This window comes from Sphingomonas phyllosphaerae 5.2 (assembly GCF_000419605.1).
GTDB classification, from domain to species: domain Bacteria; phylum Pseudomonadota; class Alphaproteobacteria; order Sphingomonadales; family Sphingomonadaceae; genus Sphingomonas; species Sphingomonas phyllosphaerae_B.
This window is the reverse complement of record NZ_ATTI01000001.1, coordinates 1,248,456-1,273,486: the sequence shown is the minus strand read 5'-3', so window position 1 is coordinate 1,273,486 and position 25,031 is coordinate 1,248,456. Positions and strand designations below refer to the sequence as shown.

Below are 25,031 nucleotides of genomic sequence, written 5' to 3'. Positions count from 1 at the left end.
GAACGCTCCACCCGGGCAGCGCCAGTGAAGGACATGCCATGCAGATCGCCGACCTCATCACCGAAACACTGGCCGCGGCGGGCGTCGAGCGGATCTGGGGCGTAACCGGCGACAGCCTCAACGCGATCAACGACAGCCTGCGCCGTTCGGGCAAGATCGAGTGGATGCACGTCCGCCACGAAGAGGTCGCCGCGTTTTCGGCCGGTGCGGAGGCTGCCGCTACCGGCGCGCTTGCGGTCTGCGCAGGCAGTTGCGGCCCCGGCAACCTCCATCTGATCAACGGGTTATTCGATTGCCAGCGCAACCGTGTTCCCGTGCTCGCGATCGCTGCGCATATCCCGTCGAGCGAGATCGGCCTGTCCTACTTCCAGGAGACGCATCCGACCGAGCTGTTCCGCGAATGCAGTCACTTCTGCGAGATGGTGCAGACGCCCGAACAATTGCCCGAACTGCTCCACCGCGCGCTGCGCACCGCGATCGGCAAGCAGGGGGTCGCGGTGCTGGTCATTCCCGGCGACGTCGCGCTGAAGGACGCGCCCGCCGCCGCGCGCGCCGATTTCGCCGCACCGGTGCCGCCGCGGATCGTGCCGCAGGCCGCGGAGATCGATCGCCTCGCCGAACTGCTCAACGGATCGAAAGCCGTCACCTTGCTGTGTGGCGCCGGCGTGGCCGGGGCGCATGACGAGGTGGTGGCGCTCGCCGCCGCGCTGCAAGCACCGATCGTCCACGCCTATCGCGGCAAGGAATATATCGAATGGGACAATCCGTTCGACGTCGGCATGACCGGCCTGATCGGCTTCTCGTCCGGCTATCACGCGATGATGGATTGTGACACGCTGCTGATGCTCGGCACCGATTTCCCGTATCGCAACTTCTACCCCGAAAAGGCGAGGATCGCGCAGGTCGATCGCGATCCTTCCGCGCTCGGCCGCCGCGTTCAGCTCGACATCGGCATCGTCGCCGACGTGCGCGAAGCCGCGAGCGCGCTGCGCGAACGCATCGCCCCTGGCCGTTCCGACACGTTCCTGACCAAGGCACGCGATCATTACGCCAAGGCGCGCAAGGGGCTCGATGATCTCGCCACCGCGCGCGATGGCGAAAAGCCGCTCCACCCGCAATTCGTCGCGCGTACCATCGACGCGGTCGCCGACCGCGACGCGGTGTTCACCGCCGACGTCGGCACCCCCGCGGTCTGGGCAGCACGCTATCTGACGATGAACGGGCGTCGGCGACTCATCGGATCGTTCAACCACGGCTCGATGGCCAATGCGATGCCGCAGGCGTTGGGTGCTCAGGCGGCGTTCCCGGGGCGACAGGTCGTGTCGCTGTCCGGCGATGGCGGGCTGACGATGCTGATGGGCGACATGCTCACGGCGGTGCAGATGCAGCTTCCGATCAAGATCGTCGTCTTCAACAATTCGACGCTCGGCTTCGTTGCGATGGAGCAGAAGGCCGCTGGCTATGTCGACACCGCAGTCTCGCTCCAGAACCCCGATTTCGGTGCGGTCGCACGCGAGATGGGCTTCTTTGGTGCGCGCGTCACCCGCTCCGACGAGCTGGAGGCGGCACTACGTGCCGCCTTTGAACATGATGGTCCGGCCTTGGTCGACGTCGTGACCGAAACGCAGGAACTCGCGATGCCGCCCAAGATCAAGGCCGAGCAGGTGAAGGGCTTCAGCCTCTACACGCTCCGCGCGATCATGAGCGGCCGCGGCGACGAAGTGGTCGAACTGGCAAAGGCGAACCTGTTCCGGTGACGATGACGCCCCGACCTCGAAGCGATGCCGGGAGCGCCTGTCGTCCTCGCGATTCAATCCGCTGCCACGGTGACCTGCCCCGCTTTCTCCAGCAGTTTCACCTGCGCTGCCACCAATCGACGCATCAGCTTCAGGTCAGTCTCCCCCAGACGTAGCGCCGCGTCTGCCCATAGATCGACCACCGCCTCCAACTCGGCGAGCGGTAACGGGTTCACCGCGCGCGACGCCTCGTAGATCGCGCAATGCGCGCTGTGGCGGCGGCGGTTGCCGCGGATATAGTCCTCGACCATCCGCCGTCCGTCACCGGGTTCGGCAAGCGCGTGAACCAGTCCCATGTCGTACAATTCCTCGGCCGTGTAACTGCGCCCGCTCAGGATCATCTGCTCGGCCCGTGCGGCGCCCAGCCGCCGCGAGAGGAAGCAATGCGCGCCCATGCCGGGGAACAGCCCGAACAGCGTCTCGGGCAGCCCGAACGTCGCGCCGCGCTCGGCGATGACGACGTTGAACGACAGCAATGCTTCGAACCCGCCGCCCAGTGCGTCGCCTTCGACCAGCCCGATCGTGACGATCGGCCGCCCGAGCCCGAGCATGTTGCGATGGAGTATCTGCACGCACGCCTGACCGTATTTGACCAACGCCGCGCGGTCGCGCCCGCGAATCAGCTGCGCGAACAGATCCAGGTCGCCGCCAAGCGAGAACACGCCGGGAAAGTGCGAGCCGAGCACCAGATAGCGGATCGGCATCGCGCCGCTGTCGACCGCCAGGCCGACGTCGTCCTGCCATTGCACGAAGTCGTGGAGCAATCCGGGATTGAAGCTGGGGCGCGCGTGCGGGCGCATGTAGGTCCACAGGGTACCGAGCGCCGGATCGAATTGAACGTCCAGCTGATCGAGCGCGAACAGCGCACGCGCGGGTGTGATGAGTGTTTCGACGGTCATCAATCTTCCTCCAGGGGAAACAGCGGAATGCTGCTGCTCGAGGATAGACCGGCGACGGTGATGTTCGAATGCCGCACGTCCGCCTGTGCCGCACGCGGGCGTTGTGGCATGGAGCGGCGATGTCTGTGTCCTTGCGCATCCTGGTCGACGCCGACGCCTGCCCGGTGAAGGAGGAGATCTACCGGGTCGCGTACCGGCTCGCGGTGCCTGTGACGGTCGTCAGCAACGCGCACCTGCGCGTGCCCGTGCACCCGCTGATCGAGCGAGTCGTGGTCGGCGACACCTTCGACGCGGCGGACGACTGGATCGCCGAGCGCGTCGATGGCGGCACCGTCGTGGTCACCGCCGACATACTGCTCGCCGATCGGTGCCTGAAAGCCGGCGCCGCCGCGGTGATCTCCCCCAACGGTCGCCCGTTCACCAGCAGCTCGATCGGTAACGCCGTCGCGGTGCGCGCGATCATGAGCGACCTGCGTGCAGGAGGCGACCGTATCGGCGGCCCACCGCCGTTCGCAAAGGAGGATCGCTCGCGGTTCCTGTCGGCGCTGGACACGGCGGTGATCCGCGCACGACGGCAGGCAGGAATCTGACCGGCTCTCCGCGCCACGTCTGACGGACGGGTAATGCTACGGCCCGCCCGACGTTCGTGAGCGCAAGAACCTTTCTTCGTCTTTGCCGTTGTTTAACCTGCGCACCGCTACGCATGCCCGTGGAAAGGATTGCGGCGCAGGCGTAAGGCCGGTCGCGACCAAGGTGACGGATATGATCGACGACGCATCGCTGTTGCCGGCCGCGGCAGAACATCCCTGCCCCGGGTGCCGTGGGGGCGCTCCCTTCGGCACCGCGATCACCATGGCATTCCAGCCGATCGTCGACGTCACAACCGGGACGGTCTTCGCCTATGAGGCGCTGGTGCGTGGTGTAGACGGTTTGTCGGCGGGCGAGGTGCTGGCGCGCGTCGATCCGGAGATGATCTACAAGTTCGACCAGAAGTGTCGCGTCACCGCGATCGCGCTCGCCGGACGGTTGTTCGGTGCCGACGATTCGACGAAGCTGTCGATCAACTTCATGCCGAACGCGGTCTACGAACCGGATGCGTGCATCCGCGCCTCGCTGGCCGCGGCGCAGCGCGTCGGCTTCGATCGGCGGCGGCTGATGTTCGAATTCACCGAGGACGAACGGATGCGCGACGTCGCGCACGTCCAGCGGATCGTCGCGGCATATCGCGCCCGCGGTTTTACCACCGCGATCGACGATTTCGGCGCTGGCTATGCCGGGCTCGGGCTGCTCGCCGACCTGCGCCCCGACATGATCAAGCTCGACATGGCGTTGATCCGCGACATCGATGCGTCGCCCGCGCGTCAGGCGATCGTCGCGGGCGTGGTGAGGATCGCCGAGGCGCTGGGCATCGGCTGCATCGCAGAGGGTATTGAGACCGGCGCCGAACTTCAAACGCTGCGCGATCTCGGCATTCGGCTATGCCAGGGCTATCTGCTCGCCCGCCCCGCGGTCGCCGCACTTCCGCCCGTGAATTTCGGCTGAGCGGCAGATAGGCCGCGAGAGCATCTGGCAAGGGTCGCGGTTTAGCTAGCGCGGGTCTGCTTGTCAGCCATGCGCGGCCTTCGTCAGCGTTCCACAACGCCGGGCCGCCGCTCTGGACGCCATCGCGCCCGGTTGTAAGGGTTCGATAATGATCGCTCCCGCCTTTGCCGTGCTCGCCGCCGCGCTTGCTCCCGCCACGACGCTCGGCGCTGCTAGCGCCAGCCTGTCCGGTCCGTCATGCACGGCGTTCCGATGGGTCCCCAGCGACACCGGACCGCGCGGGGCGATCACCGTGCCTGTCGCGCTCGACGGCCGCGCGCTGTGGATGCAGCTCGATACCGGCGCCGATGCCACCAGCCTGTACGGAGCGCCGCCCGCCGGCACCCCGGCCGGCGCTGAGACGTTCCGCGCCACGACGCTCACGATCGCCGGCACCACGCTCAACCGCCCGACGCTCTACGCCAATCGTGACATGACTCCCGACGCGCAGGTGCAAGGCACGCTCGGGCTACCCGCGTTGCTCGGCCGGGTGGTGGTGATCGATTATCCCGCCCGGCGCTTCTGCCTGTTCGCCGCCGGCGACGTGCCCGCCCCGATCGCTGCGGCCCCGTCGGTGCGCGCGATGCTCCGCAATGCCAAGTTCCACGTCCCGGTCACCATCGGTACGTTCGCAAGCGACACCGTCGTGTTCGACACCGGCTCCAGTGAGTTGCCGCTCAGCGTCGACCTCTCGCTCTGGCGGCGACTGACCGGCCGCACGACCACCGCGGACGCGCCCGCCAGCTACCGCGGCACCGCATGGGGCAAGCCGCTCGTCATCGCCGGCGCACCGTCGACGGCTTCGCTCCGCGTCGGCACGGTCGATCTCGGGCGCGTCACCGTCTTCACCAACCCGCTCGCACCGGCAGGGTTCGCGGACTGGCCGGTGCCCACCGACGGCGTGCTCGGCAATGCACCCGTCTGGGATGGCATCGTGGTCATGGACCTGACCGCCCGGATCAGGTTCGCAATCATCCGCTGAGACTGGCCTCCGCGTACATCTTGTAATTCGCTGATCGCCATCCAAATACCATCCATACGGATGGTGGATCGAGCATGGCGCAGCAGCAGGACAGTGAGAAGATCACGATCAACCTCGGGTTCGTCGACCTGGGGCACGTCGATCTGCTGGTGCGGGAGGGCTTTTACGGCAATCGCAGCGACTTCATCCGCACAGCGATCCGCAATCAGCTGGATCGACACGGCGAAGCGGCACGCCAATCGGCGACGCGTCGCCAACTCCAGCTCGGGCTCTGCCATCTCGCCGCCCGCGACCTCGAAGCGGCACGCGCCAAGGACGAGATGCTCGACATCCGCGTGCTCGGCCTGCTTACCATCGCCCCCGACGTCACTCCCGAACTCGCGCGCGCCGCGATCGGATCGGTAACCGTTCTGGGTGCACTCCATGCGACACCCGCGGTCAAGGCCGCGCTCGCCGACCGCCTCGCCTGAACGGAGAAGATCGATGACGCTACAGACCACAATGGCCGAAGCGCTGCGGCTGACCCGCACCGGCGACCTGACCGGCGCAAGTGCGCTGCTACGGAACGCGCTCGGTACGAACCCGGATCGCCCGCGCCCGCCACAGCCGGTCGCCGGCGCGATCCTCCCGGCTGCCATCATCGACACGCCCGCCATCGGTCGCTTCGACACGCGTCGTCATAACGGACAGGTGGGCGCGCTCGACTATATGCTCTATCGCCCGGCCGCCGCCGCGCCCGGCATGCCGCTGGTGGTGATGCTCCACGGCTGCACCCAGAGCCCCGAGGATTTCGCGCGCGGCACCGGAATGAACCGGCTCGCCGACGAACTCGGCTTCCTCGTCGCCTACCCGCGTCAGACGCAGACCGCCAACCAGCAGCGCTGCTGGAACTGGTTTCGCCCCGGCGACCAGGCCCGCGACCGCGGCGAGCCGGCGCTGATCGCCGGCATTGTGAACGACGTGCTCGCCGCCGAACACGCCGACCCCGCTCGCGTCTATGTCGCCGGGCTATCGGCCGGCGGTGCCGCCGCCGCGATCATGGCCGATGCCTATCCGGAGTTGTTCGCTGCGGTCGGCATCCACTCCGGCCTTGCCTGCGGTGCCGCAAGGACCCTGCCCGAGGCACTGACCGCGATGAAGCGCGGTGCCGCACAGCGAAGCGCCGCGCGCGCAAACGCGCGTTTCGTGCCGGTTATCACGTTTCACGGCGACCGTGACGGCGTAGTCGACGAAGCGAACGCGCAGGCGATCGTCACCGCCGCCGCAACTGCAACGGGCGTACCGGTGACGATCGAGATCGAGGATGGCACCGCGGGCGGTCGGCGCTACACGCGCACGCTCAGCCGCGACGCTGCCGGCAGGATCCTGATCGAGCAGTGGACGATCGCCGGTGCCGGCCACGCCTGGTCGGGCGGCGATCCGGCCGGCTCCTACGCTGATGCCGCCGGCCCGGACGCCTCGCGCGCGATGCTTCGCTTCTTCACGACCCATCGCGCGCCTGGTTGATAGGCGGATCGCATGTCGGACGCCTCACGAGCGGCCGAACAGCTTCGCAACGGTTTTAAGATCCAGCTTCACCCACGTCGGACGGCCGTGGTTACACTGCCCGGAATGCGGCGTCGCCTCCATCTCGCGCAGTAGCGCGTTCATTTCCGCCGGTGACAGCACCCGCCCCGCGCGCACCGATCCATGGCACGCCATCGTCCCGGCGATCGCGTCCAGCCGCTCGCGCAACGACAAGGCCTCGTCATAGGCGGCGAGTTCGTCAGCGAGGTCGGTCACCAGCCCTTTCGGATCGCCACTGCCCAACAGCGCGGGGGTAGCGCGCACCAGCATCGCGCGGGCGCCGAACCGCTCCAGTTCCAACCCGAATTCAGCGAGTTCCGCGATACGCGCCTCCAGCCGGTCGCACGCCGGTTCTTCCAGCTCGATCACTTCGGGGATCAGCAGCGACTGGCTTGCCACCCGCCCGCCGGCGAGCGCGACGCGCATCCGCTCCAGCACCAGCCGCTCGTGCGCCGCATGCTGGTCGACCAATACCAGCCCGTCCTCGGCTTCGGCGACGATATAGGTCTTCGCCACCTGCCCGCGCGCGACGCCGAGCGGGAAGTCCTCGCGCACCGGCGGCGGCGTCCACTCCGGGGTCGGACGCGCCTGCGGCGGGGCGGCGAAGAAAGTCGGCCGGTGGTCGTTCAATCGGAGCCCCTGCCCGGCCGGGAAGGTCGGGGCGGAGCCCTGTGATCCCACCGGCTCACCGGAGGTTCCGCTCGCGTCGCCATCAAACGCCGGGGGAACGCTCGAACCTTGCGTCCACAACGCCATGATATCGGCCGGGGCCGAGTGCGCGACGCGGTGCCCCGCGGCGTCCAGCGCGCGGCGTAATCCGGACACGATCATCCCGCGCACCAGCGCCGGATCGCGGAAACGCACCTCGGTCTTGGCCGGATGGACGTTCACGTCGACTTCGCTGGGTGGCACGTCGAGGAACAGCGCGACCACGGCATGGCGGTCGCGCGGCATCATCTCGGCATAGGCGCCGCGGATTGCCCCGATCAGCAACCGATCGCGTACGGGTCGGCCGTTGACGAACAGATATTGATGATCGGCCACCCCGCGGTGGAAGGTCGGCAGCCCCGCGACCCCGCCCAGCACATGCCCCTCGCGCTCCAGATCGATCGCCACCGAATTGTCGGCCAGCGCTCGGTCGGTCAGCGCCGCGACACGTGCCGGCCGCCCCTCGGCCGCGATCACCGACAGCACACGCCGCCCGTCATGCTCGACCGAGAAGGCGATATCGGGTCGTGCCATCGCCAGCCGTCGTACCACGTCGAGGCACGCGCCATATTCGGCGCGCGGCGAACGCAGGAACTTGCGCCGCGCCGGCACCCGCGCGAACAACGCCTCCGCCACCACGCGCGTGCCGGGCGGCAATGCGGCGGGCCCGTCGCGCTCCAGCGCGCCATTGTCGATTGTCCGCGCCCATCCCTCCGCGCCGACGGGGCGGCTCTCGATCGTCAACCGCGCAACGGAAGCGATTGACGGCAAAGCCTCGCCACGGAAGCCAAGCGTCTGGACGCGGTCGATATCTTCATCCGGCAGCTTGGAGGTGGCGTGCCGCTCCAGCGCCAGCGCGAGCTCGGCCGGGGTCATCCCGCAGCCGTCGTCGGCGACCTCGATCCGCTCGATCCCGCCCGCCGCCAGCACCACGGCGATGCGTGTCGCGCCGGAATCGATCGCATTCTCGACCAACTCCTTCAACGCGCTGGCGGGTCTTTCCACCACTTCACCGGCAGCGATGCGGTTGACCAGATGCGAGGGGAGACGGCGTATTGACACGAGCCAGCACCTAGCCCAAGCCGCGGCATCCCGCGACCCCGCAGATACCATCGCCAGCATGATTCCTGCGGGTGCGCGGACTTTGGACGACCACTGCCGGCGCCCCTTTTCCGGCGAAGATTATACGGACGGCCCTCGCAATGTTTTTTTCGCGCCTGTTCAAGATGACCTCACACGACATGGCGATCGATCTCGGAACCGCGAACACGGTCGTGTACGTGCGTGGCCGCGGCATCGTGCTCAACGAACCGTCGGTGGTGGCGGTGGAGACGATCAACGGCGTCAAGCGGGTCAAGGCTGTCGGTAACGATGCCAAGCTGATGATGGGCAAGACGCCCGGCTCGATCGAGGCGATCCGCCCGCTGCGCGACGGCGTCATCGCCGATATCGACGTCGCCGAGCAGATGATCAAATATTTCATCGAGAAGGTGCACGGGCGCCGGCGTTTCATGCGCTGGCCGGAGATCGTGATCTGCGTGCCGTCGGGCTCGACCAAGGTGGAGCGCCGCGCGATCCGTGACGCGGCGCAGAACGCCGGCGCCAGCGCCGTCTACCTCATCGAGGAGCCGATGGCGGCTGCGATCGGCGCCGACATGCCCGTGACGGAGCCGGTCGGCAGCATGGTGGTCGATATCGGCGGCGGCACGACGGAGGTCGCGGTGCTGTCGCTGCGCGGCCTCGCCTACACCACGTCGGTGCGAGTCGGCGGCGACAAGATGGACGAGGCGATCGTCAGCTACGTGCGCCGTAACCACAATTTGCTGATCGGCGAGGCGACCGCGGAGCGGATCAAGCAGGAGTTGGGCTGCGCCAAGCCGCCGGTCGACGGCATCGGCAAGACGGTTCACATCAAGGGTCGCGACCTGGTGAACGGCGTGCCGAAGGAAATCCAGATCAACCAGGCGCAGATCGCCGAGGCGGTCAGCGAACCCGTGGCCGCGATCGTCGACGGCGTGCGGATCGCGCTGGAGAACACCGCTCCCGAACTGGCGGCGGATATCGTCGATCAGGGGATCGTGCTGACCGGCGGTGGTGCCTTGCTGCAGGGGCTGGACGAGGTGCTGCGCGACGAGACCGGGCTGCCGGTGACGATCGCCGACGATCCGCTGATCTGCGTGGCGATCGGCACCGGGCGCGCACTGGAAGACCCGCTGTTCCGCGCAGTGCTCCAGAACGGCTAATTTCGAAGGCGGGAGGTGACGGCAATGGCGCCGTCGCGGGATCGGCGCCCCGGCTTTTCGCGGCGGGCGCAATATGGGCTGTTCGTCACCTACATCCTCGGCATCGCCGGGGCGGTGGTAGGGGCGGTCCTGCTCGCGCTGTCGACGTTCAACCCCGCCGCCTTCTCGGTCGCGCAGGCGGCGGTGGCGGAAGCGACGACGCCGGTCGCCACAGCCGGTGGCGCAGTGGTGCGCACCATCGCGACCGTGCCCGAGGCGATCGGCACCTGGTGGCGGGTCCACGGTGAGAATGCGGAGTTGCGCGAACGACTTGCCCGCGCGCGCGGCGCGTTGCTGGTCGGGCGGCAGGCTCGCCTAGAGAACGTCCGGCTTCGCGCGCTGCTGCGTGTGCGCGATCAGCGTCAGGACACCGTCACGGTCGCGCGGATCGTCAGCACCAGCGCGTCGAGCACGCGCCGCTACGGCCTGCTCAACGCCGGCAGCTGGCAAGGCGTGACGGACGGCCAGCCGGTCAGCGGCCCGGAAGGGTTGATCGGGCGCGTCCTCTACGCCGGCCCCAACACCGCACGCGTGCTGCTGGTCACCGATGCCGAGAGCGTCGTGCCGGTCCGTCGTTCGCGCGATGGCCGCCCGGCGCTGGCCGCGGGGCGCGGTGACGGGCTGATCGACATTCGCACGATCGACACCGCCGACGGGCATTTCCGCCCCGGCGACATCTTCGTCACCTCGGGAACGGGCGGCATCTTCGTGCCCGGCGTGCCCGTCGCGCGCGTGCTGCGTGCCGGCACCGAAAGCGCCCCGGCCCGACCGTTCGCGCGCCCCGACGTGCTGGATTTCGCGATCGTCCACCGTGCGTTCATGCCACCTCCGCCACCGGCTCCCGTACCGTCCCCAACCCCTGCGCCGACCCCCACGCCCGAGCCGTGAAACCGTCTCGCCCGCCCTTCGAGGAACCGCTGCCCGCCGGGCGCGCGCGGCTGTTGCCGTGGGCGACGGTCATGGCCGGGTCGCTCGTGACGATCCTGCCCTGGGATGCGACCTTGCCGCTGCTGCCGCCGGTCGGACTGCTGATCCTGCTGTCGTGGCGGCTGCTCGCGCCGCTGTCGCTGCGGGTCTGGGCACCGGCGCTGCTCGGGCTGTTCGACGATCTCGTCTCGGGTCAGCCGATCGGCAGCGCGATGCTGCTGTGGACACTGGCCTATTTCCTGGTCGACGCGATCGACGCGAGGTCGGGCGTGCGCGACTTCGCGCAAAGCTGGGCGATCGCGGCGCTGGCGATCGGGCTCGCGCTGGTGGGCGGAAGGCTGGCCGCGACGCCGTTCGGCGCGCACGTCGATAGCGTGCTATTGCTTCAGATCATGATGTCGGTCCTGCTTTTCCCCGCCGCCGCGCGCCTGGTCGCGTGGATCGATCTGCGGCGCGCCTTGTGAGATCGCGCGCCCCGAAGATCATGACCGAGGCTGCGCAAAGCTACAGCTTCTCGCGCCGTGCCTGGCTGCTCGGGGCGGGCCAGTTCGGGCTGGGTAGCATCCTGATCGGCCGGATGGGCTATCTCGCGATTGCGCAGAACGAGCATTACAACCTGCTGGCCGAGAGCAATCGTGTCAGCATGACCATGATCCCGCCGCGCCGCGGCTGGATCGTCGACCGCAACGGCCAGCCGATCGCGAGCAACCGGACCGATTTCCGCGTGGACGTAATCCCCGACCGGCTCGAGGATCCGGAGCGTGTGCTGGCGCAACTGCGCGGGCTGCTGTCGCTGACCGACGAGGATCTGGCACAGATCCGCGCCGAGCTGGAGCATTCACCCGGCTTCCGCCCGGTCGAGATCGCCGAGAACATCGACTGGGATCGCTTCGCGGCGGTGCAGGTCCGCCAGCCCGAACTACCCGGCGTCGCCCCGACGCGTGGCTTCGCGCGGCATTATCCCGGCGGTGCGGCGGTCGCGCACCTGATCGGCTACGTCGGCGCCGCGACCGCCGAGCAATATAAGAAGACCCGGGACCCGCTCTACGTCACCCCTGGCTTCAAGCTCGGCAAGGACGGGCTGGAAAAGACGATGGAGCCGCTGCTGCGCGGCACTGCGGGTGCCCGCCGTGTCGAGGTGACCGCGCGCGGCAAGCTGGTCAAGGAACTCGCCACCCGCCCGGACTTGCCGGGGCGCACGCTGCGACTGACGATCGATGCCGGGTTGCAGGAATATGCCGCGCGGCGGCTGGGCACCAACTCCGGCTCGGCGGTGGTCTTCGACTGCCAGACGGGCGAGATGCTGGCGATGGTGTCGATGCCCGCCTACGATCCCAACACCTTCTCCGAAGGCATCAGCCAACTCGAATGGAAGATGCTGAGCGAGGACGATCACGTGCCCTTGATGAACAAGGTCACGCAGGGTCTGTATCCGCCGGGCTCCACCGTTAAGCCGATGAACGGGCTGGCGCTGCTCGCCGCGGGCGTCGGTGCCGACGAGCGCGTGTTCTGTTCGGGCGCGATGCGCGTCGGCAATGGCGTGTTCCACTGTCACAAGCGCGGCGGTCACGGACCGCTCGATCTCAAGAACGCGATCATGCAAAGCTGCGACATCTATTTCTACGAGATGGTGCGCCGCGTCGGTTACGACCGGATCGCACCGATCGCGCGCGAGCTGGGGCTCGGCCAGAAGTTCGAGCTGCCCTTCTCCACCCAGCGCTACGGCACCGTACCGGACAGCGCCTGGAAGCAGCGCAAGTACAAGACCGACTGGAAGGTCGCCGATTCGCTCAACGCCTCGATCGGTCAGGGCTATGTGCTGTCCAACCCGCTGCAGCTGGCGGTGATGGCAAGCCGGCTCGCTTCGGGGCGCCGGCTGGTGCCGACGCTGATCCGCGATCCGTTCAAGCCGCATGCCGAGCCGCTGCCGATCGATCCCGAGCATTTCCGCCTGATCCGGGAGGCGATGAACGGCGTCGTCAACGGCGGCGGCACCGGCGGCGCGGCACGGATGCTGGTGCCCGGCGTCGCGATCGCCGCGAAGACCGGCACCGCGCAGGTGCGCCGCATCACGATGGCGGAGCGGCGCTCGGGGGTGCTGAAGAACGGGCAGTTGCCGTTCAAGCTTCGCGACCACGCCCTGTTCGTCTGCTTCGCGCCCTACGACAATCCGCGCTACGCCGCCGCGATCGTGCTTGAACATAACGGCCACACCGTTCGCAATCTCGATACGCCGATGATCGGACGCGACATCATGACCTACCTGTTCGACCGCGACCGCGCGCTGAAGAGCCTCGCCGAGGTCGAGCCGACCTGGGGTGGCGACATCACGACCCGCCTGGCGACGCAGCGCGCCGCCTATCGCGCCGCGCATACCCCCGTGGTGCCGGTATTGCCCGACGACGACGATGTCCCCGCCTCCGCATCCCCCGCGGTCGCCGCCGCCACCGACGCCTCGAATGCCAGCGCCGAGGCGACCGCCCGCGACGTGGCCGCCGGCGGTGGACCGGCGCGCACCGGCTCGCCCGAACCCGAGACCGAGGGCGAGCGACGTAGCGCCCCCCTCGATCGCGGCGTGGACCCGCAGCCGTGAGCGGCTTCGTCCCCGCCCCGCTCGCCACCCTGCCGTGGCGCGTGCTGCTGCTCGTCACCGCGATCGGCGGCTTCGGCCTGGTGGTGCTTTACTCCGCCGCGGGGGGCAGCTTGCGCCCGTGGGTGATCCCGCAGGGCATGCGCTTCGCGGTCTTCATGATCGGCGCGGTGGCGCTGTCACGCGTGCCGCTGGAATGGTGGAAGCGCTCGGCATTCTGGATCTACGGCACCTTTCTCGTGCTGCTGGTGATGGTCGAGCTGCTGGGCGCGGTGCGCGGCGGCAGCCAGCGGTGGCTGGGCTTCGGCCCGATCCGTATCCAGCCATCGGAGATGATGAAGCTGGCGATCGTGATGGCGCTGGCGCGCTTCTACGACATGCTGCCGGCGGCCGAGACGCGCCGCTTCCAGGCGATCTGGCCGGCGGCGATGCTGATCGGGATGCCGGCGGTGATCGTGATGATGCAGCCCGATCTCGGCACCGGGCTGATGATCTGTGCGGGCGGCGCGACGGTGATGTTCCTGGCCGGCATCCCGCTGCGCCTGTTCGTCGGCGGTGTGCTGGGCGCGGCGCTCGCCATCCCGCTGGCGGTCAACTACGTGCTGCACGATTACCAGCGGCACCGCGTCCTGATCTTCATGGACCCGGAGAGCGACCCGCTGGGCACCGGCTATCACATCAGCCAGTCGAAGATCGCGATCGGTTCGGGCGGGCTCTTCGGCAAGGGCTTCCTGCAAGGTACGCAGAGCCATCTCGACTATCTGCCGGAAGGGCATACCGACTTCGTCTTCGCGACGATGGCGGAGGAATGGGGCCTGGCGGGCGGCGCCTTCCTCATCATCGGTTTCCTGCTCGTGATCCGCTGGGGCGTCAACGTGGGCGTGCGCGCCGAGGATCGCTTCGCCAAGCTGGCGGCGGCCGGCCTCGCCACGACGATTTTCTTCTACATGGCGATCAACCTGATGATGGTGATGGGCCTCGCCCCGGTTGTCGGCATTCCACTGCCGCTCGTCAGCTTCGGCGGCTCGGCACAAATGACGGTGTTGATTTCGCTCGGCATCCTGATGGGCATCGATCGCTCGACCACGCTGCGCCAGCGGACGGGCTGGTGAAAAAGTGAAAAAAGGGGTTTGCGAATCCCGGAAGCGCTGTTAGAGGCGCGCTTCCCGATCGCCGGGCGGTTCTTCGGAAACGCTTCCCCGACGATCAACGGACGCATAGCTCAGTTGGTAGAGCAGCTGACTCTTAATCAGCGGGTCCTTGGTTCGAGCCCAAGTGCGTCCACCAGGTTTTCCGACGGCCTCGCGAGCGATCGCGGGGTCGTTGTGCTTTGGCCGTCTCCTGCCTTTCCTCCCAGGTATCCTTACGTCGCCAAACGGCGCCGACATCTCGAACCTTGGGACCCGTAAGCGGCCGCCCGCAGCGTGACTACACGTCCGCATCGCCGTCAGTATTGCTCCGCGCGGTTCAACGCGCCGACCGCGACCTGATAGGTCACCTTGCCCACACCGGGCAGCGTCTGCGACCAGGTCTGCCCCGCGTAGATCCGCCGCGACGGCAGCGCCCGGCAGCTCGACGGGTCGTTGCCCGTGCACTGGCGCCCGTCAAACAGTTCGGCGTTGGTATTGCCGTCGTTGCGCAGCGCGAGCGTGGCACCGCTGCGCGTCGCGACGATGTGCCCGACCGGCGTCGCAGGGCGCTGAATGACGAGCACGTCATAGCCGACCAGCAGCTTCAGCGCGGTCACCGGCGCGGTCACCGGGCCAGCGACGGGCTTTATGGTCACGCGGAAGATGCGGTCGGCCGCGCCGCGCGGCGCGATCGCGGCGATGCGGACCGTCTTGCGTTCACCGGGCTGGAGGATCAGCCGCTGCGGCGAGACCAGCAACCCGCCCGCCTCCGGGTCGACGATCGGCGTCCGGCCCTCGTCGGCGCCGCCGGGAGACGCGATCGCGAACGGCGTCACCGCGACATAGGCTACCTCCTTGTCGTCGTTGGCGATCTCCACGTCCTGCGCCATGTCGCCGCCTGCGGCCAGATCGACCACCACCTGGCTCAGCACGATATTGGCCTGCGCCGGTGCGGCAAGCGCGGCGGTGGCGAACAACGCGGCGGCGAGGCGGCTCAGGGTAGGCATGCGACATCTCCAAGGCGGGCGTAGGGCGTGGGGGCGTAGTCGTCGGTCAGGCGTGCGGTGCAGGTCAGGCCGGCACCGGTGCGCGCGGTCAGCACCGCATCGGCGGCGGCCTGGATCTGGAAATATCCCTGCGGGTCAGACGCCGCGACGGCGTCGCCGGCGGTCAGGTCGGCGTCGACGATCGGCGCACCCCGGCCGTCGACCAGCCGGCCGAACATCGCGCGCACCGGGCGCGCGGTCCAGTCCAGCGACGCCACACTGCCCGGAAAGACGTCGACCGTGCGCGTCCGTGCGTCGAACGCGATCAGCCCGGCGGCAATCGCGCGCAGCCGGACACGATAGCGACGATAGGGTTGCACCGTTAGTACCGTCCGCTGCCCGCCTCGCAACGTGCCGCGCACGGCATCGTCGACGAGCAGCTCGAAGAGTGCGGCCGGATCGCCGTCCACCGCCACCGCAATCATGCTGTCGTTCTGCCCCTCCGCACCGAGCCGCAGGCCGCGCCGCGTCACCCCGAACGAGGTCTGCGCGGTGAGCCCGTATTGCAAGCCACCGTTCGGCGCGTCCGGCCGCGCCGTAAGGGCCAGCGCGGCACGGCCAAGCGCGCTGCGTCGCTCCCCGGTAAGCTGGAGGATGCTGCCGTTTGCGGCGCGTTGCACCAGCGCGCCGGCATCGAGCGTGCCGCCGGCGATATCGTCGCGGTGCAGCGTCGCCGACGACTCGATCACCGGCGAGAGCACGTGCCTGTCCCCGACCACGTCGCGCTGTACGCCCGCCGCGGTGCTGATCGCGGCGCGCGGTCCCAGCAGCTGGAACTGGACCCCGAACGCCAGCGCATCGCCGCGCCGGGTGCGCGCATATTGCCCGGTGAGCGACAACTGGAATCGATCGCGTTGAAGGACGGACCAGCGCATGTTGGGGCCGAACGAATACGCGGCACCCCGCGCAGCGGTGCGAAAGAGATAGCCGGAAAGGCCCACTTGCGCACGCGGCAATGAATAGGACAGGTTTCCGAGGAGCTGCGTATAGCTCGCCTGCGTCCCGGTGCCGCGCAGGCGCATCATCCGGGTCGCCATATCGCGATCCGACGCGTCGGCCGTGTCGGCCGTGTCGGCGATCAACGCGGTACCGGTCGCGCTGCGCACATGACGAAGGTCGAGACTGTAGCCGAGCGGACTGCCGCCGGCCGAACTCAGCTGCGCCGCTACGCCGCGATCGCCGCGGGTGGAGGCCAGCAGCGCGACACGCGCCTGCGCGCGTTCGGTGAGCAGTGAGAGCCCACCCTCCGCCACACTGTTGGCCGCAGTCACCATCGCCGCCGCGTCCCATGCGACATGTCCACCGAAGCGGCCTCGCGCCCCGCCGGTGGCAATCGCGATCCGTTCGCCCCGATCGGCGCCAGTCTGTGCCAGAACGCCCACTTGCGCGTCGAAGACCACCCGGCCCGCGGGGGCCAGCGCGGCGCTTTTGCTGAAGAAGCGCTGTTCGACCCGGGTCGCGCCGCCATTCTCCGTGATGCGCAGCTCGACCGGATAGGAGCCGTCGGCGAACGAGCTGGTATCAAGCGCCTGATTGCCGCTTTCATAGGTTTGCGAACTGACCAGCTGCCCCTGGACGTAGACGTCGACCCGCGCGCGCTGCGCCAGGAGCACGATCAGCGGGGTGCCGCTCAACGCCATGCGGTCCGCCCGCGTGTCGAACTGCGTCGCGACGCCCACACCAAGGATGCGCCGGCGCCCCACGAGGTCGGCACCGGGCGCGTAGAAGAGGCCCGCGCGGAGCCGAAGGTCGCGGCGGTCGATGTCAGCGGCCAGGGTATCCATCCGCGCGCCGTCCCATGTCGAGAAGGACGTGTCCGACAGCAGGTGGATCGGCCCGACCCCCGCGACCAGCCGGTTGCGAACAGCATAGGCGGTGCCCGCTCCGCCGCCGCCTGCAACCGCGATGCCGATCGTCGCCACGGCCGATGGCGCCGTCAGTGCATCCTCGAGATAGTCGGCCTGCACGCTGCGGACGGCGAGCAGCCGGGGGGCAAGCGAAAGCGCCAGTCGAAAGGTCGCGGCATCATAGGTAGCATTGATGCCGGTGCCGGTAGCAGCCACGCAGCCGGTCGCAGGGTCGCAGGGCGGTCGCGCGTCGATCGACAGCGGCTTGCTGAGCGCCGCAGTCACCGCGGCCATGTCGCGCACGTCCGGGATGGCAGCGGCAATCGCGACGGGATCGAGCAGGCGGACGTCGTGCTGCGCGACATCGGCGGGAAACTGACCGATGCGGCGGGCGCCGACGAAGATGTCGACGATCGTGCGTTGCGTTGCGGCCAACGCGGCGAACTCGGCCGGCATCGCGGCGGTGACGTGTGGTGCCGACGAGTCGGCCGCGTGTGCAGCGGAAGCGACCAGGAGTGCCCAGAGCGATGCGACCAGCAGCGCGCCGGCGTGCCGCGGCACGCGCCGCCATCCGGAAAGGTCTAAGCACCGCGCCACGTCAATTGGCCGCCAGGATCACGGTCAGCGTACCGGAATAGTTGCCGGCGGTCGCGACACCGAGGTTGGCGGCGCGCAGGATCACGATCAGGCTTGTATTCGTCGTCTGGAGGACGGGACAGCTCAGCAGCATCGTCTGCCCGGCGAGCGGGACATTGGCGGTCAGGCTGGTGCCCGCGCTCTGCCCCGCGGCGGTGCTCCATTGCACTTCATACGGCAGCGCGGCGGCACCGTTCGACAGCGTGAACGCGCCGCCAGCGCCGGAGCCCGATGCGGTCACCGCGTAACGTCCGCCCAGCAGCCCGCTGAAGGCGCAGAGTGATTGACTGCGGACCAGATCAGTGCCGAATGCGCCGATCGTACCGAACGCGACGTCGGTCAGGCCGCTGACCTGGACGCTTTGCGCTGCCGCAGGGGCAGCCACGGCCACCAATGCAAGGGCCGCCGTCGCGATACGCCGGATCACCTTCACCGTTCGGGCCGACGGTCCGGGTTACTGCGGCGTGACGAGGAGCGTCAGCGAGCCGGTATAGCTCGTTGCCGAGGTCATGCCCTGCAGGTTCGACGCGGCGATGCCGATGATCAGGCTGGACGTCGTGGCTGCGCCGGTGCTGCACGTCGGATTGGCCGCGGTGCTCGTCATGCCGGCGAGCGCCGTGCTCGCGGTCAGCGCAGTGCCGCTGGTCTGCCCGCCGCCGGCGTTCCACTGCACGGTGTAGGGTACGGAAAGGCTGCCGTTGGCGAGCGTGAACGCGCCGGCGGTCCCGCTGCCCGTTGCGGTGATGCTGTAACCCTTGGTCGCCGTGTTGCTCCAGACGCAATTGCTCTGCGCGGCGGTGGCGGCGCTCGCGGGATCGACGTTGGTGAACGCCACATCGCTCAGCCCGGTGATCTGCGCGCGGTTTGCGACGCTTGCGGTAATCGTGACCGATCCCGTCGAAGTTGCGCCAAGACTACCTTGCGTTGATGCGTCTGCTTGTACGGGAGCAAAGAGGATGGACAGCATTGCGAAGCCCGCGCCAACTGCGCTCGCGATCGAACGCGAGTGCATTGCGGTAACATAGGTCATGCGAGCATCTCCTGAGGACACTTCGGTTGACGAAGTAAAAACACAGCGCCCTTGGTAGATAAGGGTGCTTAATGACTCGGCAGCCCTTCCCCTTCACTTCGACTAAAGTCTAAGATTCAGACCAACTTTTCTCTACCCCTGCTTTATGGTAATCACACAGGTTAGAGTGAGCAGGCGACCAGTTCGAAGCGATTGCTCATCTTGAGCGGGGCTTGAGGTGTGCTCGGGCTGATCCGGCTGCTACCCTGCCAGGACGACGGCACGCGTGAGTTTGAAAAAACGGCGCTGCGGCCGTCCGCAGAATGAGCACTCGTTGGCAAGTACGACAATGCTGCCTGAGCCGACCATCATGCAGACCTTGGGTCGCCTTGCCGCCTCGAACTGCGCATGGCGTGGCGTCCACGAATATGCCGAAGCGTCCGGGCAGCCGGTGTCACTTGCGGACTGTCTCATCAATTATCATGATGCCCGAAGGGCTTAGGAAAGGAACCACTCGCCATGGCAGTCGCCGATGTTCATAAGATCGCGGGTGCGATCGAAGCGGTAATGCACCAGGCCGATACCGCTTACATCGGTGTGGTGGCACTGTTGCAGACGCTCCATAACCGCGGGGCGCTCACGCAGGACGAAATCAAGGCGATCGCCGATGCGATGGTCGCCTCAGTTCCCGTTGAGCGTCACCACGCCTTCGCACAATCATTCGCCGGCATGCTGCCGGGCTATAAATCCCCGAAAGCCAGCAAGATCGCACAGGATTGATTCCAGGCGGGTGCTTTCTTGCACCCGCCTGGACAATCGATCGCGCTTAAAACTGGTAACCGACACCGATGTTTGCGCCGACGCGTTTGCGGCTGTTGTACGTTGCACCCAGTTTGATGATGGCATGTCCGTCGCTCATGATCCGCGACACACCCATGGCAACTGCAGACTGGCCCTGGAAAGTACCGGCCCCTAGCGAGAACATGCTTTTTCCTTCCTCATAGGGCTGAGGCATTCCGGCCATTGCCAACGCTCCGGCAACTCCCGCACTTAGATCACGGTTGACGCGACCAAGGTCGAACGAGAGAGCGGCCACACGTTGGTCGGTATAGCTGTTCGCTGCGTCGACGGCGCCGTTCATCGCACTGTTGAGCTGTGCGACATTGACGGCATCGTTGTCGGCCGTACCCGGCGCCAGATTGTGGAGGGCTACCGCCTTATCACCGCCCAGCGTGATCGAGGTTTCCCCATCACCGTCATACTGGATGGACCGGCCGCTGGCGGCAAGCGCCTGCTCGGCCTTTGTCTCAACGGAACTGACGCGTGTCTCGACGGCAGCTACCCGGGTAGTGGTTGCGGCGATCTGTGTTGTCGCGGCGGCGAGCTGTACGTTGGTGGCTGCCGCGCTATTCCCGCCATTATCCGTCGACGGATTGACCGGCGGAGACGTTCCCGCAGAAACAGCGCCATCGATCGCCGGGGTGGCGGGCGGAGCGTTGTTCCCGGGCGCGTTCGCGTCGCCGGCACCAGCCGCAGTGTCCAGGCGCGCATTGATCGCCTGCAGCGCATCGCCGACGCTCGAGTAGGTCACGCCGCCAAGCGTGTAGCTGGGTCCGGCCAGCGAGCCCGTGGTGCTGTCGTAGCGCGCGCCGCCGCCGAAACCGCTGACATACACCGCGGCCAGCGTGCCGGACACACCGCGGAGCTGCGAGACGTTGACCGCGTCGGTGTCCTCGGCACCTGCGGCGACACCCGTAATCTGCCGGTTGCCCGTCGGCGTGGAGATGTTGGTGAGCGGGTCGATGTAGGCCAGGTTACGCCCGATCGCGACTTCGCCCAGCGACTGCTGCAATCCACTGGTACCAAAGGCGCTGTAGCCACTCACCGCACCGCGCATCGTCTGCGAAGCAGAACCGAGGGCGACGCTTCCTTCCTTGTCGGCGATCGCGCCCGAACCAAAGGCACTCGCGGCATAGCCGCTGGCGCTGGACAATGTGCCAAGCGCCGTTCCGCCGAACCCGTCAGCGCGCGCGATTGTCCCGACGGCTGTCGAGTAGTCGGCCGCTGCCTCGGCGTCATAGCCGAAGGCTGCCGCGTTGACCGCCGTTGCCGCCGCGCTGTTGCCGATCGCAACGGCACGGATGCCGTTAGCACTGGCATCGTTGCCGATGGCGAGTGTATCAGCGGCGTTGGTGACGACGTTGGCGCCGATCGCCAGCGCTCCGTCGCCGATCGCACTGTTGTGCGTGCCGATGGCTATCGCACCCTTGCCCGCGGCGATGTTGGTATAACCGAGCGCTGCGGCACCAAGTCCGCTCGAGCGGTTCATCGAGCCGATAGCGGTGCTGCCGTTGCCTTCCGCGACGTTGATGTTGCCAAGCGCGATTGCACCGACGCCGGTCGCGTTATTGTCTTTGCCGAGTGCGGTGGCGCCCTCCCCCGTCGCATAGTTCGGGTCGCCGATCGCCACAGCGCCGTCGCCCGACGCAACGTTGCCAAGGCCGATCGAAACCGCCTTGCCGTCCATCGCCGCAGCCCCGTCGCCAATCGCAACCGAGCTGTCACCGCCTGCTACGGCATTTCGTCCGACCGCGATCGCGGCAACGCCCGACGATGTCGAGGCCGGCCCGATGGCTGTCGAGTCAAAGCCGGTGGCCTCGCTGTCGACCATCGTAGAATTCGCATGGAAATACTTCATGCTGTCGGGATCGACAGCGGCTCCGCCCGTACCCGGGACATTGCCGGCCGACGTTCCGAGCGACGTCTCTATGGCGCCAAATACAGACTGCACCGAGCCATATGACTGGCCCTTGAAAGTGAAGTTGCCCGAGAAGCCGGTAACGGAATCATAGCGGAAGCCCGGCCCCATCGCGTTTGCCGCACTACGCCCGAGCAGGAAGAGCTGGTTGCCGTTCACTGCATCGAAGGAACCGGCAGCGATGAGACCATCCGCGACACTGTGAAGCCGTACGGGCCCGCTGCCCGCCCCGACGAGTGTCAGGTCCTGCGAGAGAATTCCCCCGTTGGGCGTGGTCGGAGTCGCAATGTCGGCATACCGTAGTGGCCCACGCGAACCGGTGTCGATCGACAGGCCGAGTTGCCCGAGATCCTGCGAAAGATCGCCCACGCGCGTGTCCAACGTGCCGATCATGCCGGCCTGCAGCTGTCCCAGATTGGTGAGCGAAGCGACGGTCCGGTTGGTGTCGAATAACTGCCCGGCAGTCGCGGCATCGTTTGAGCCTGCGGCCAGCGTGCCCGCGGCGATGTTGCGGAGAGCGACAGGCACTCCGGTGGCCCCGAGGGTCGCCGATGCATGCGATGCATCGTCATAACTCAGCGCCAGGTCGGCAAAGCTCTGGTAACGCTGCGACAGCGCAAACAACTGTCCGCCGTTGACGGCATCGGTCGAGCCGCTTGCCAGTTGGCCGTCGCCGACGTTGTGGAGCCTGACGGGCGCGGGGTCGCGACCGACAAGCGCCAGGCTTTGCGTAATCGTCCCGCCGTTCGGCAGTACGGGCGCCGCGGGATCCGAATAGCGGACGGGGCCGATCGCACCATTGTCAACGTCGTCGCGGAGCGAAGAGATGGAAGCGGCATTGGCGCCGAGCAGGGCGGTTTGCGCGTTCAACGTGCCGCCAAGGACCGAGATATCGCTCTGCGCGACCGAGAGATCGCGCGCCTGAACGGTGACATCGCCGCGAAGCGCAGCGACCAGAGCATTCGTATCCGAAAGTTGTCCGCCGTTGACGGCCTCGCTTGATCCGGAAGTGAGACTTCCCGGTGCCACGTTGGCGATCACTGCAGGCGCAGCACCGCTTCCACCGAGCGTGATACGAGCGTGCGTTGCATCGTCATACTGCACCGCTATCGCCGCAAGTCCGTCGACCTGCTGCCCCACGGCAAAAAGCTGCCCGCCATTCACCGCGTCGGTCGAGTTGGCGACGACCTGTCCGTCTCCGACGTTGTGGATCCGAACGGGGCCGGGTTCCGCACCAAGAACGGCTACGTCGTTGGTTGCTGCCGTCGTCGCCACGGTCGGAGCTGCCAGGGTGGTATATTGCAGGGGGCTTGCATTGCCGCTGACGGCCATGTTGCGAAGTGACAGGATCGCATCCGCGTTGGCGGTGATGCGAGTGTCCTGCTCGCCCAGCAGCGTCCCTTGCGCCGTAACGGTCGTGCCAAGGGCGCCCAACGTACCGGCTTGTGAGTTCACGAGGCCCTGGAGGCTCGCGATATTAGCTGCCGCAGTGGCAATGTCGCCGCCCTGCTGATCCAGCATGGTACCCTGTACCGTAACGGTCGCGCCGAGCGTGCCAAGTTGTGCGGTGTTGGCCGCGATGCGCAGCTCGTGGTCAGCCACATGGGTCTGCAGGTCCGTCACGTCGATGCCCGTTGCACCAAGCGTTGCCTGAAGCCCGAGGACGTCAGCCGCGTTCGCGCCAACACTCGCCTGAAGTGCGCCGAGATCGGTGCCCTGCTGCGCGAGCTGGGTGGTTGCAGCTGCCACGTCCAGAACGACGCTGCCGACGGTGCCGGTCAATGCTCCCACATCGTTCGCCACCGTCGCCACACTGCCCTGTAGCGCCTGAACGACCTGGCCCTGCCCGGTCACCGTGCCGGTGAGCGACGTCACGCCGTCGCTCAGTGTGTCCAGTGCGCCGAGACGAGCGGTGAGCTGCAAGCCCTGCTGGTTCACTGTCGTGGACAGTGCAGCGAGATCAGAGACATTGCCGTTGACGGTGGCTTGCAAACCCCCAAGGGCGGTAGCCTGCGAAGTGACGGTGGAGCCAAGCGTGCCCAGACCGGTGCTAAGCCCATTCAGCAGGTTACTGTTCACGGTGAGTTGCGTTTGCTGCTGATTCACCGACGCGGTGACAGTGGCAATCGAGTTCGCGTTCACTGTCGCGGTCGCCTGGACAGCTTGAAGTGCGGTGACTTGATTATTGACGGTCGTCGTAAGCGCGTTGACGTTGGTGTTTAAAGCGTTGGTGAGATTGGTGTTGGCGGTGATCTTGACACCTTGGTCGTTCACAGTCGCACTCAAGATATTCAAATCATTGAAAAGGCCGGTCAGTGTCAACAGCTGTGCACTGGACGGAGCCGCATTCAGGAGGGCCACGCCTGCAAAAACAGTCGTGATGCAAGTTGAATTACGCAGTCGACGCCGGACATTCCGGTCACTTGCCGATGCTTGATAAGACATAACAACCCCCGCTTCACGAGAGCACAGGCATCGCGGCGCCTGGTTAACAAACTAAAATTTACATTGTTAACACCGTGGAAATTAGACCAAGGTCGAATGGCTAACGCTGTTTTTGCAATATCTACGGCATCATAAAGTCGCTGCAGAGCCGAATCGCGACAGGATGTAAGCACTCAGTGTCTTAACCATCTTTTAGGCATACTGACGCGGCGCGCCCTCCAGCTCACCATAAGCGGTATGTGGCAGTGCCAGCTTAGCCTTCACGTTCTCCTTCCGGATCGGGCACGCTGAGCCTCGAGCGTCGGTGTCAGCAGAAGCGAGCCCGACTTGCCCGCGCGACCTTCGAGCAGGCTGATCGCTGCTGATAGTGCTTTGCGATCTACTGGATGAGAACGAGCGGGCCAAAGCAGGAGCCTTGATCGGCGCGCCTTGGTTCGAGCCGGGGCGCCGCCGGCGCGGGGATCGCCGCCTCCGCCTGGCCGGGCGCCGATGAAGGAGTGACGAACGGCAACGTATCGGGCGTCGGCACGGACAGCCGCCTGTTCCGGGTGCCGACGCGCGATCAACAACATCGCGCTCGACTATCGCAGCGGGGCCGAGATGCCGGGCACGGCAGCTTCGCTGCGAATGATATACCGGGCCTACGCAGGTCGCCAAAGCGGAACCGCGGCACGACGTCGGCACGCGCGTCGACATCGGGATGCAGGGATCGGTGCAGCTGGCATCAGCAGCCGGACGCTGGCGTTCAGCGCCGGCCGGAGCATCGGGGTTTCCCGGGACGTAAGGTGTGGGTCAGTACTGACATCGCACAGGACCGTTACACACGGCA

Annotated in this window: 19 protein-coding genes and 1 tRNA gene; 13 read left to right on the top strand and 7 right to left on the bottom strand. The window is 67.1% G+C overall.

Annotated elements, in window-relative coordinates:
* The first annotated feature begins 38 nt into the window (after positions 1-38).
* Positions 39-1,757 carry a ubiquinone-dependent pyruvate dehydrogenase gene (gene poxB, locus SPHPHY_RS0105835; protein WP_022685767.1) on the top strand — a complete coding sequence of 573 codons (1,719 nt, stop codon included), beginning with the start codon at positions 39-41 and terminating at the stop codon, positions 1,755-1,757.
* 53 nt (positions 1,758-1,810) lie between these two features.
* Here the strand turns inward: poxB and SPHPHY_RS0105830 are convergent, their stop codons facing one another.
* On the bottom strand, positions 1,811-2,695 hold the full coding sequence (locus SPHPHY_RS0105830) for a crotonase/enoyl-CoA hydratase family protein (RefSeq protein WP_022685766.1): 885 nt from the start codon (positions 2,693-2,695) through the stop codon (positions 1,811-1,813).
* A 131-nt stretch (positions 2,696-2,826) separates the two neighbouring features.
* Here SPHPHY_RS0105830 and SPHPHY_RS0105825 point away from each other — a divergent pair, with 131 nt between their 5' ends.
* From SPHPHY_RS0105825 to SPHPHY_RS19475, 5 genes are all read left to right on the top strand, one after another.
* Positions 2,827-3,285: a YaiI/YqxD family protein gene (locus SPHPHY_RS0105825; protein WP_028056538.1), complete on the top strand. Its 459-nt coding sequence runs from the start codon at positions 2,827-2,829 to the stop codon at positions 3,283-3,285.
* Between the two features lie 262 nt (positions 3,286-3,547).
* Complete coding sequence (locus SPHPHY_RS19480) at positions 3,548-4,237, top strand: EAL domain-containing protein (RefSeq protein WP_196802204.1); 690 nt, start codon at positions 3,548-3,550, stop codon at positions 4,235-4,237.
* Positions 4,238-4,385: 148 nt separating this feature from the next.
* Complete coding sequence (locus SPHPHY_RS0105815) at positions 4,386-5,258, top strand: hypothetical protein (RefSeq protein WP_022685763.1); 873 nt, start codon at positions 4,386-4,388, stop codon at positions 5,256-5,258.
* A 74-nt stretch (positions 5,259-5,332) separates the two neighbouring features.
* Complete coding sequence (locus SPHPHY_RS0105810) at positions 5,333-5,728, top strand: CopG family transcriptional regulator (RefSeq protein WP_022685762.1); 396 nt, start codon at positions 5,333-5,335, stop codon at positions 5,726-5,728.
* A gap of 13 nt (positions 5,729-5,741) precedes the next feature.
* Positions 5,742-6,764 (top strand): alpha/beta hydrolase family esterase, encoded by a 1,023-nt coding sequence (locus tag SPHPHY_RS19475; RefSeq protein WP_043129954.1) that lies wholly within the window; start codon positions 5,742-5,744, stop codon positions 6,762-6,764.
* Between the two features lie 24 nt (positions 6,765-6,788).
* Here SPHPHY_RS19475 and mutL read toward each other — a convergent pair whose 3' ends face one another.
* Positions 6,789-8,594, bottom strand: a complete 1,806-nt coding sequence (gene mutL, locus SPHPHY_RS0105800; protein ID WP_028056537.1) for a DNA mismatch repair endonuclease MutL — start codon at positions 8,592-8,594, stop codon at positions 6,789-6,791.
* Positions 8,595-8,734: 140 nt separating this feature from the next.
* Between mutL and SPHPHY_RS0105795 the strand changes: the two genes are divergently transcribed.
* From SPHPHY_RS0105795 to SPHPHY_RS0105770, 6 genes are all read left to right on the top strand, one after another.
* Positions 8,735-9,775: a rod shape-determining protein gene (locus SPHPHY_RS0105795; protein WP_022685759.1), complete on the top strand. Its 1,041-nt coding sequence runs from the start codon at positions 8,735-8,737 to the stop codon at positions 9,773-9,775.
* Positions 9,776-9,799: 24 nt separating this feature from the next.
* Positions 9,800-10,702 (top strand): rod shape-determining protein MreC, encoded by a 903-nt coding sequence (gene mreC / locus SPHPHY_RS19470; RefSeq protein ID WP_022685758.1) that lies wholly within the window; start codon positions 9,800-9,802, stop codon positions 10,700-10,702.
* Positions 10,699-11,205 (top strand): rod shape-determining protein MreD, encoded by a 507-nt coding sequence (gene mreD / locus SPHPHY_RS0105785; protein ID WP_022685757.1) that lies wholly within the window; start codon positions 10,699-10,701, stop codon positions 11,203-11,205. Before mreC ends, mreD begins: the two co-directional genes overlap by 4 nt.
* Positions 11,206-11,225: 20 nt before the next feature.
* A complete protein-coding gene (mrdA, locus tag SPHPHY_RS0105780; RefSeq protein WP_043129953.1) occupies positions 11,226-13,334 on the top strand; it encodes a penicillin-binding protein 2 in 2,109 nt (702 codons plus the stop codon).
* Entirely contained in the window at positions 13,331-14,443 is a 1,113-nt protein-coding gene (gene rodA / locus SPHPHY_RS0105775) for a rod shape-determining protein RodA (RefSeq protein ID WP_022685755.1), read from the top strand. The genes mrdA and rodA overlap by 4 nt, the downstream gene beginning before the upstream one ends.
* 99 nt (positions 14,444-14,542) lie before the next feature.
* Positions 14,543-14,618, top strand: a tRNA-Lys gene (locus tag SPHPHY_RS0105770).
* 160 nt (positions 14,619-14,778) lie between these two features.
* On the opposite strand, the gene SPHPHY_RS0105765 is transcribed toward SPHPHY_RS0105770, so the two are convergent.
* Genes SPHPHY_RS0105765 through SPHPHY_RS0105750 form a run of 4 tightly spaced genes read right to left on the bottom strand, consistent with a single transcriptional unit; the run spans position 14,779 to position 18,825 of the window.
* Positions 14,779-15,468, bottom strand: a complete 690-nt coding sequence (locus SPHPHY_RS0105765; protein WP_022685754.1) for a hypothetical protein — start codon at positions 15,466-15,468, stop codon at positions 14,779-14,781.
* Positions 15,456-17,915, bottom strand: coding sequence for a TcfC E-set like domain-containing protein (locus tag SPHPHY_RS0105760; RefSeq protein WP_022685753.1), 2,460 nt, complete (start codon positions 17,913-17,915; stop codon positions 15,456-15,458). The genes SPHPHY_RS0105765 and SPHPHY_RS0105760 overlap by 13 nt, the downstream gene beginning before the upstream one ends.
* 37 nt (positions 17,916-17,952) lie before the next feature.
* The gene (locus tag SPHPHY_RS0105755) at positions 17,953-18,417 is read right to left on the bottom strand and encodes a hypothetical protein (protein WP_156025030.1); all 465 of its coding nucleotides are present in this window, start codon (positions 18,415-18,417) and stop codon (positions 17,953-17,955) included.
* 27 nt (positions 18,418-18,444) lie between these two features.
* Positions 18,445-18,825: a hypothetical protein gene (locus SPHPHY_RS0105750; protein ID WP_156025029.1), complete on the bottom strand. Its 381-nt coding sequence runs from the start codon at positions 18,823-18,825 to the stop codon at positions 18,445-18,447.
* 693 nt (positions 18,826-19,518) lie between these two features.
* Here SPHPHY_RS0105750 and SPHPHY_RS0105745 point away from each other — a divergent pair.
* Entirely contained in the window at positions 19,519-19,779 is a 261-nt protein-coding gene (locus SPHPHY_RS0105745) for a hypothetical protein (RefSeq protein WP_022685750.1), read from the top strand.
* 46 nt (positions 19,780-19,825) lie between these two features.
* Here the strand turns inward: SPHPHY_RS0105745 and SPHPHY_RS0105740 are convergent, their stop codons facing one another.
* A complete protein-coding gene (locus tag SPHPHY_RS0105740; protein WP_196802129.1) occupies positions 19,826-24,079 on the bottom strand; it encodes a YadA-like family protein in 4,254 nt (1,417 codons plus the stop codon).
* Between the last annotated feature and the right edge of the window lie 952 nt (positions 24,080-25,031).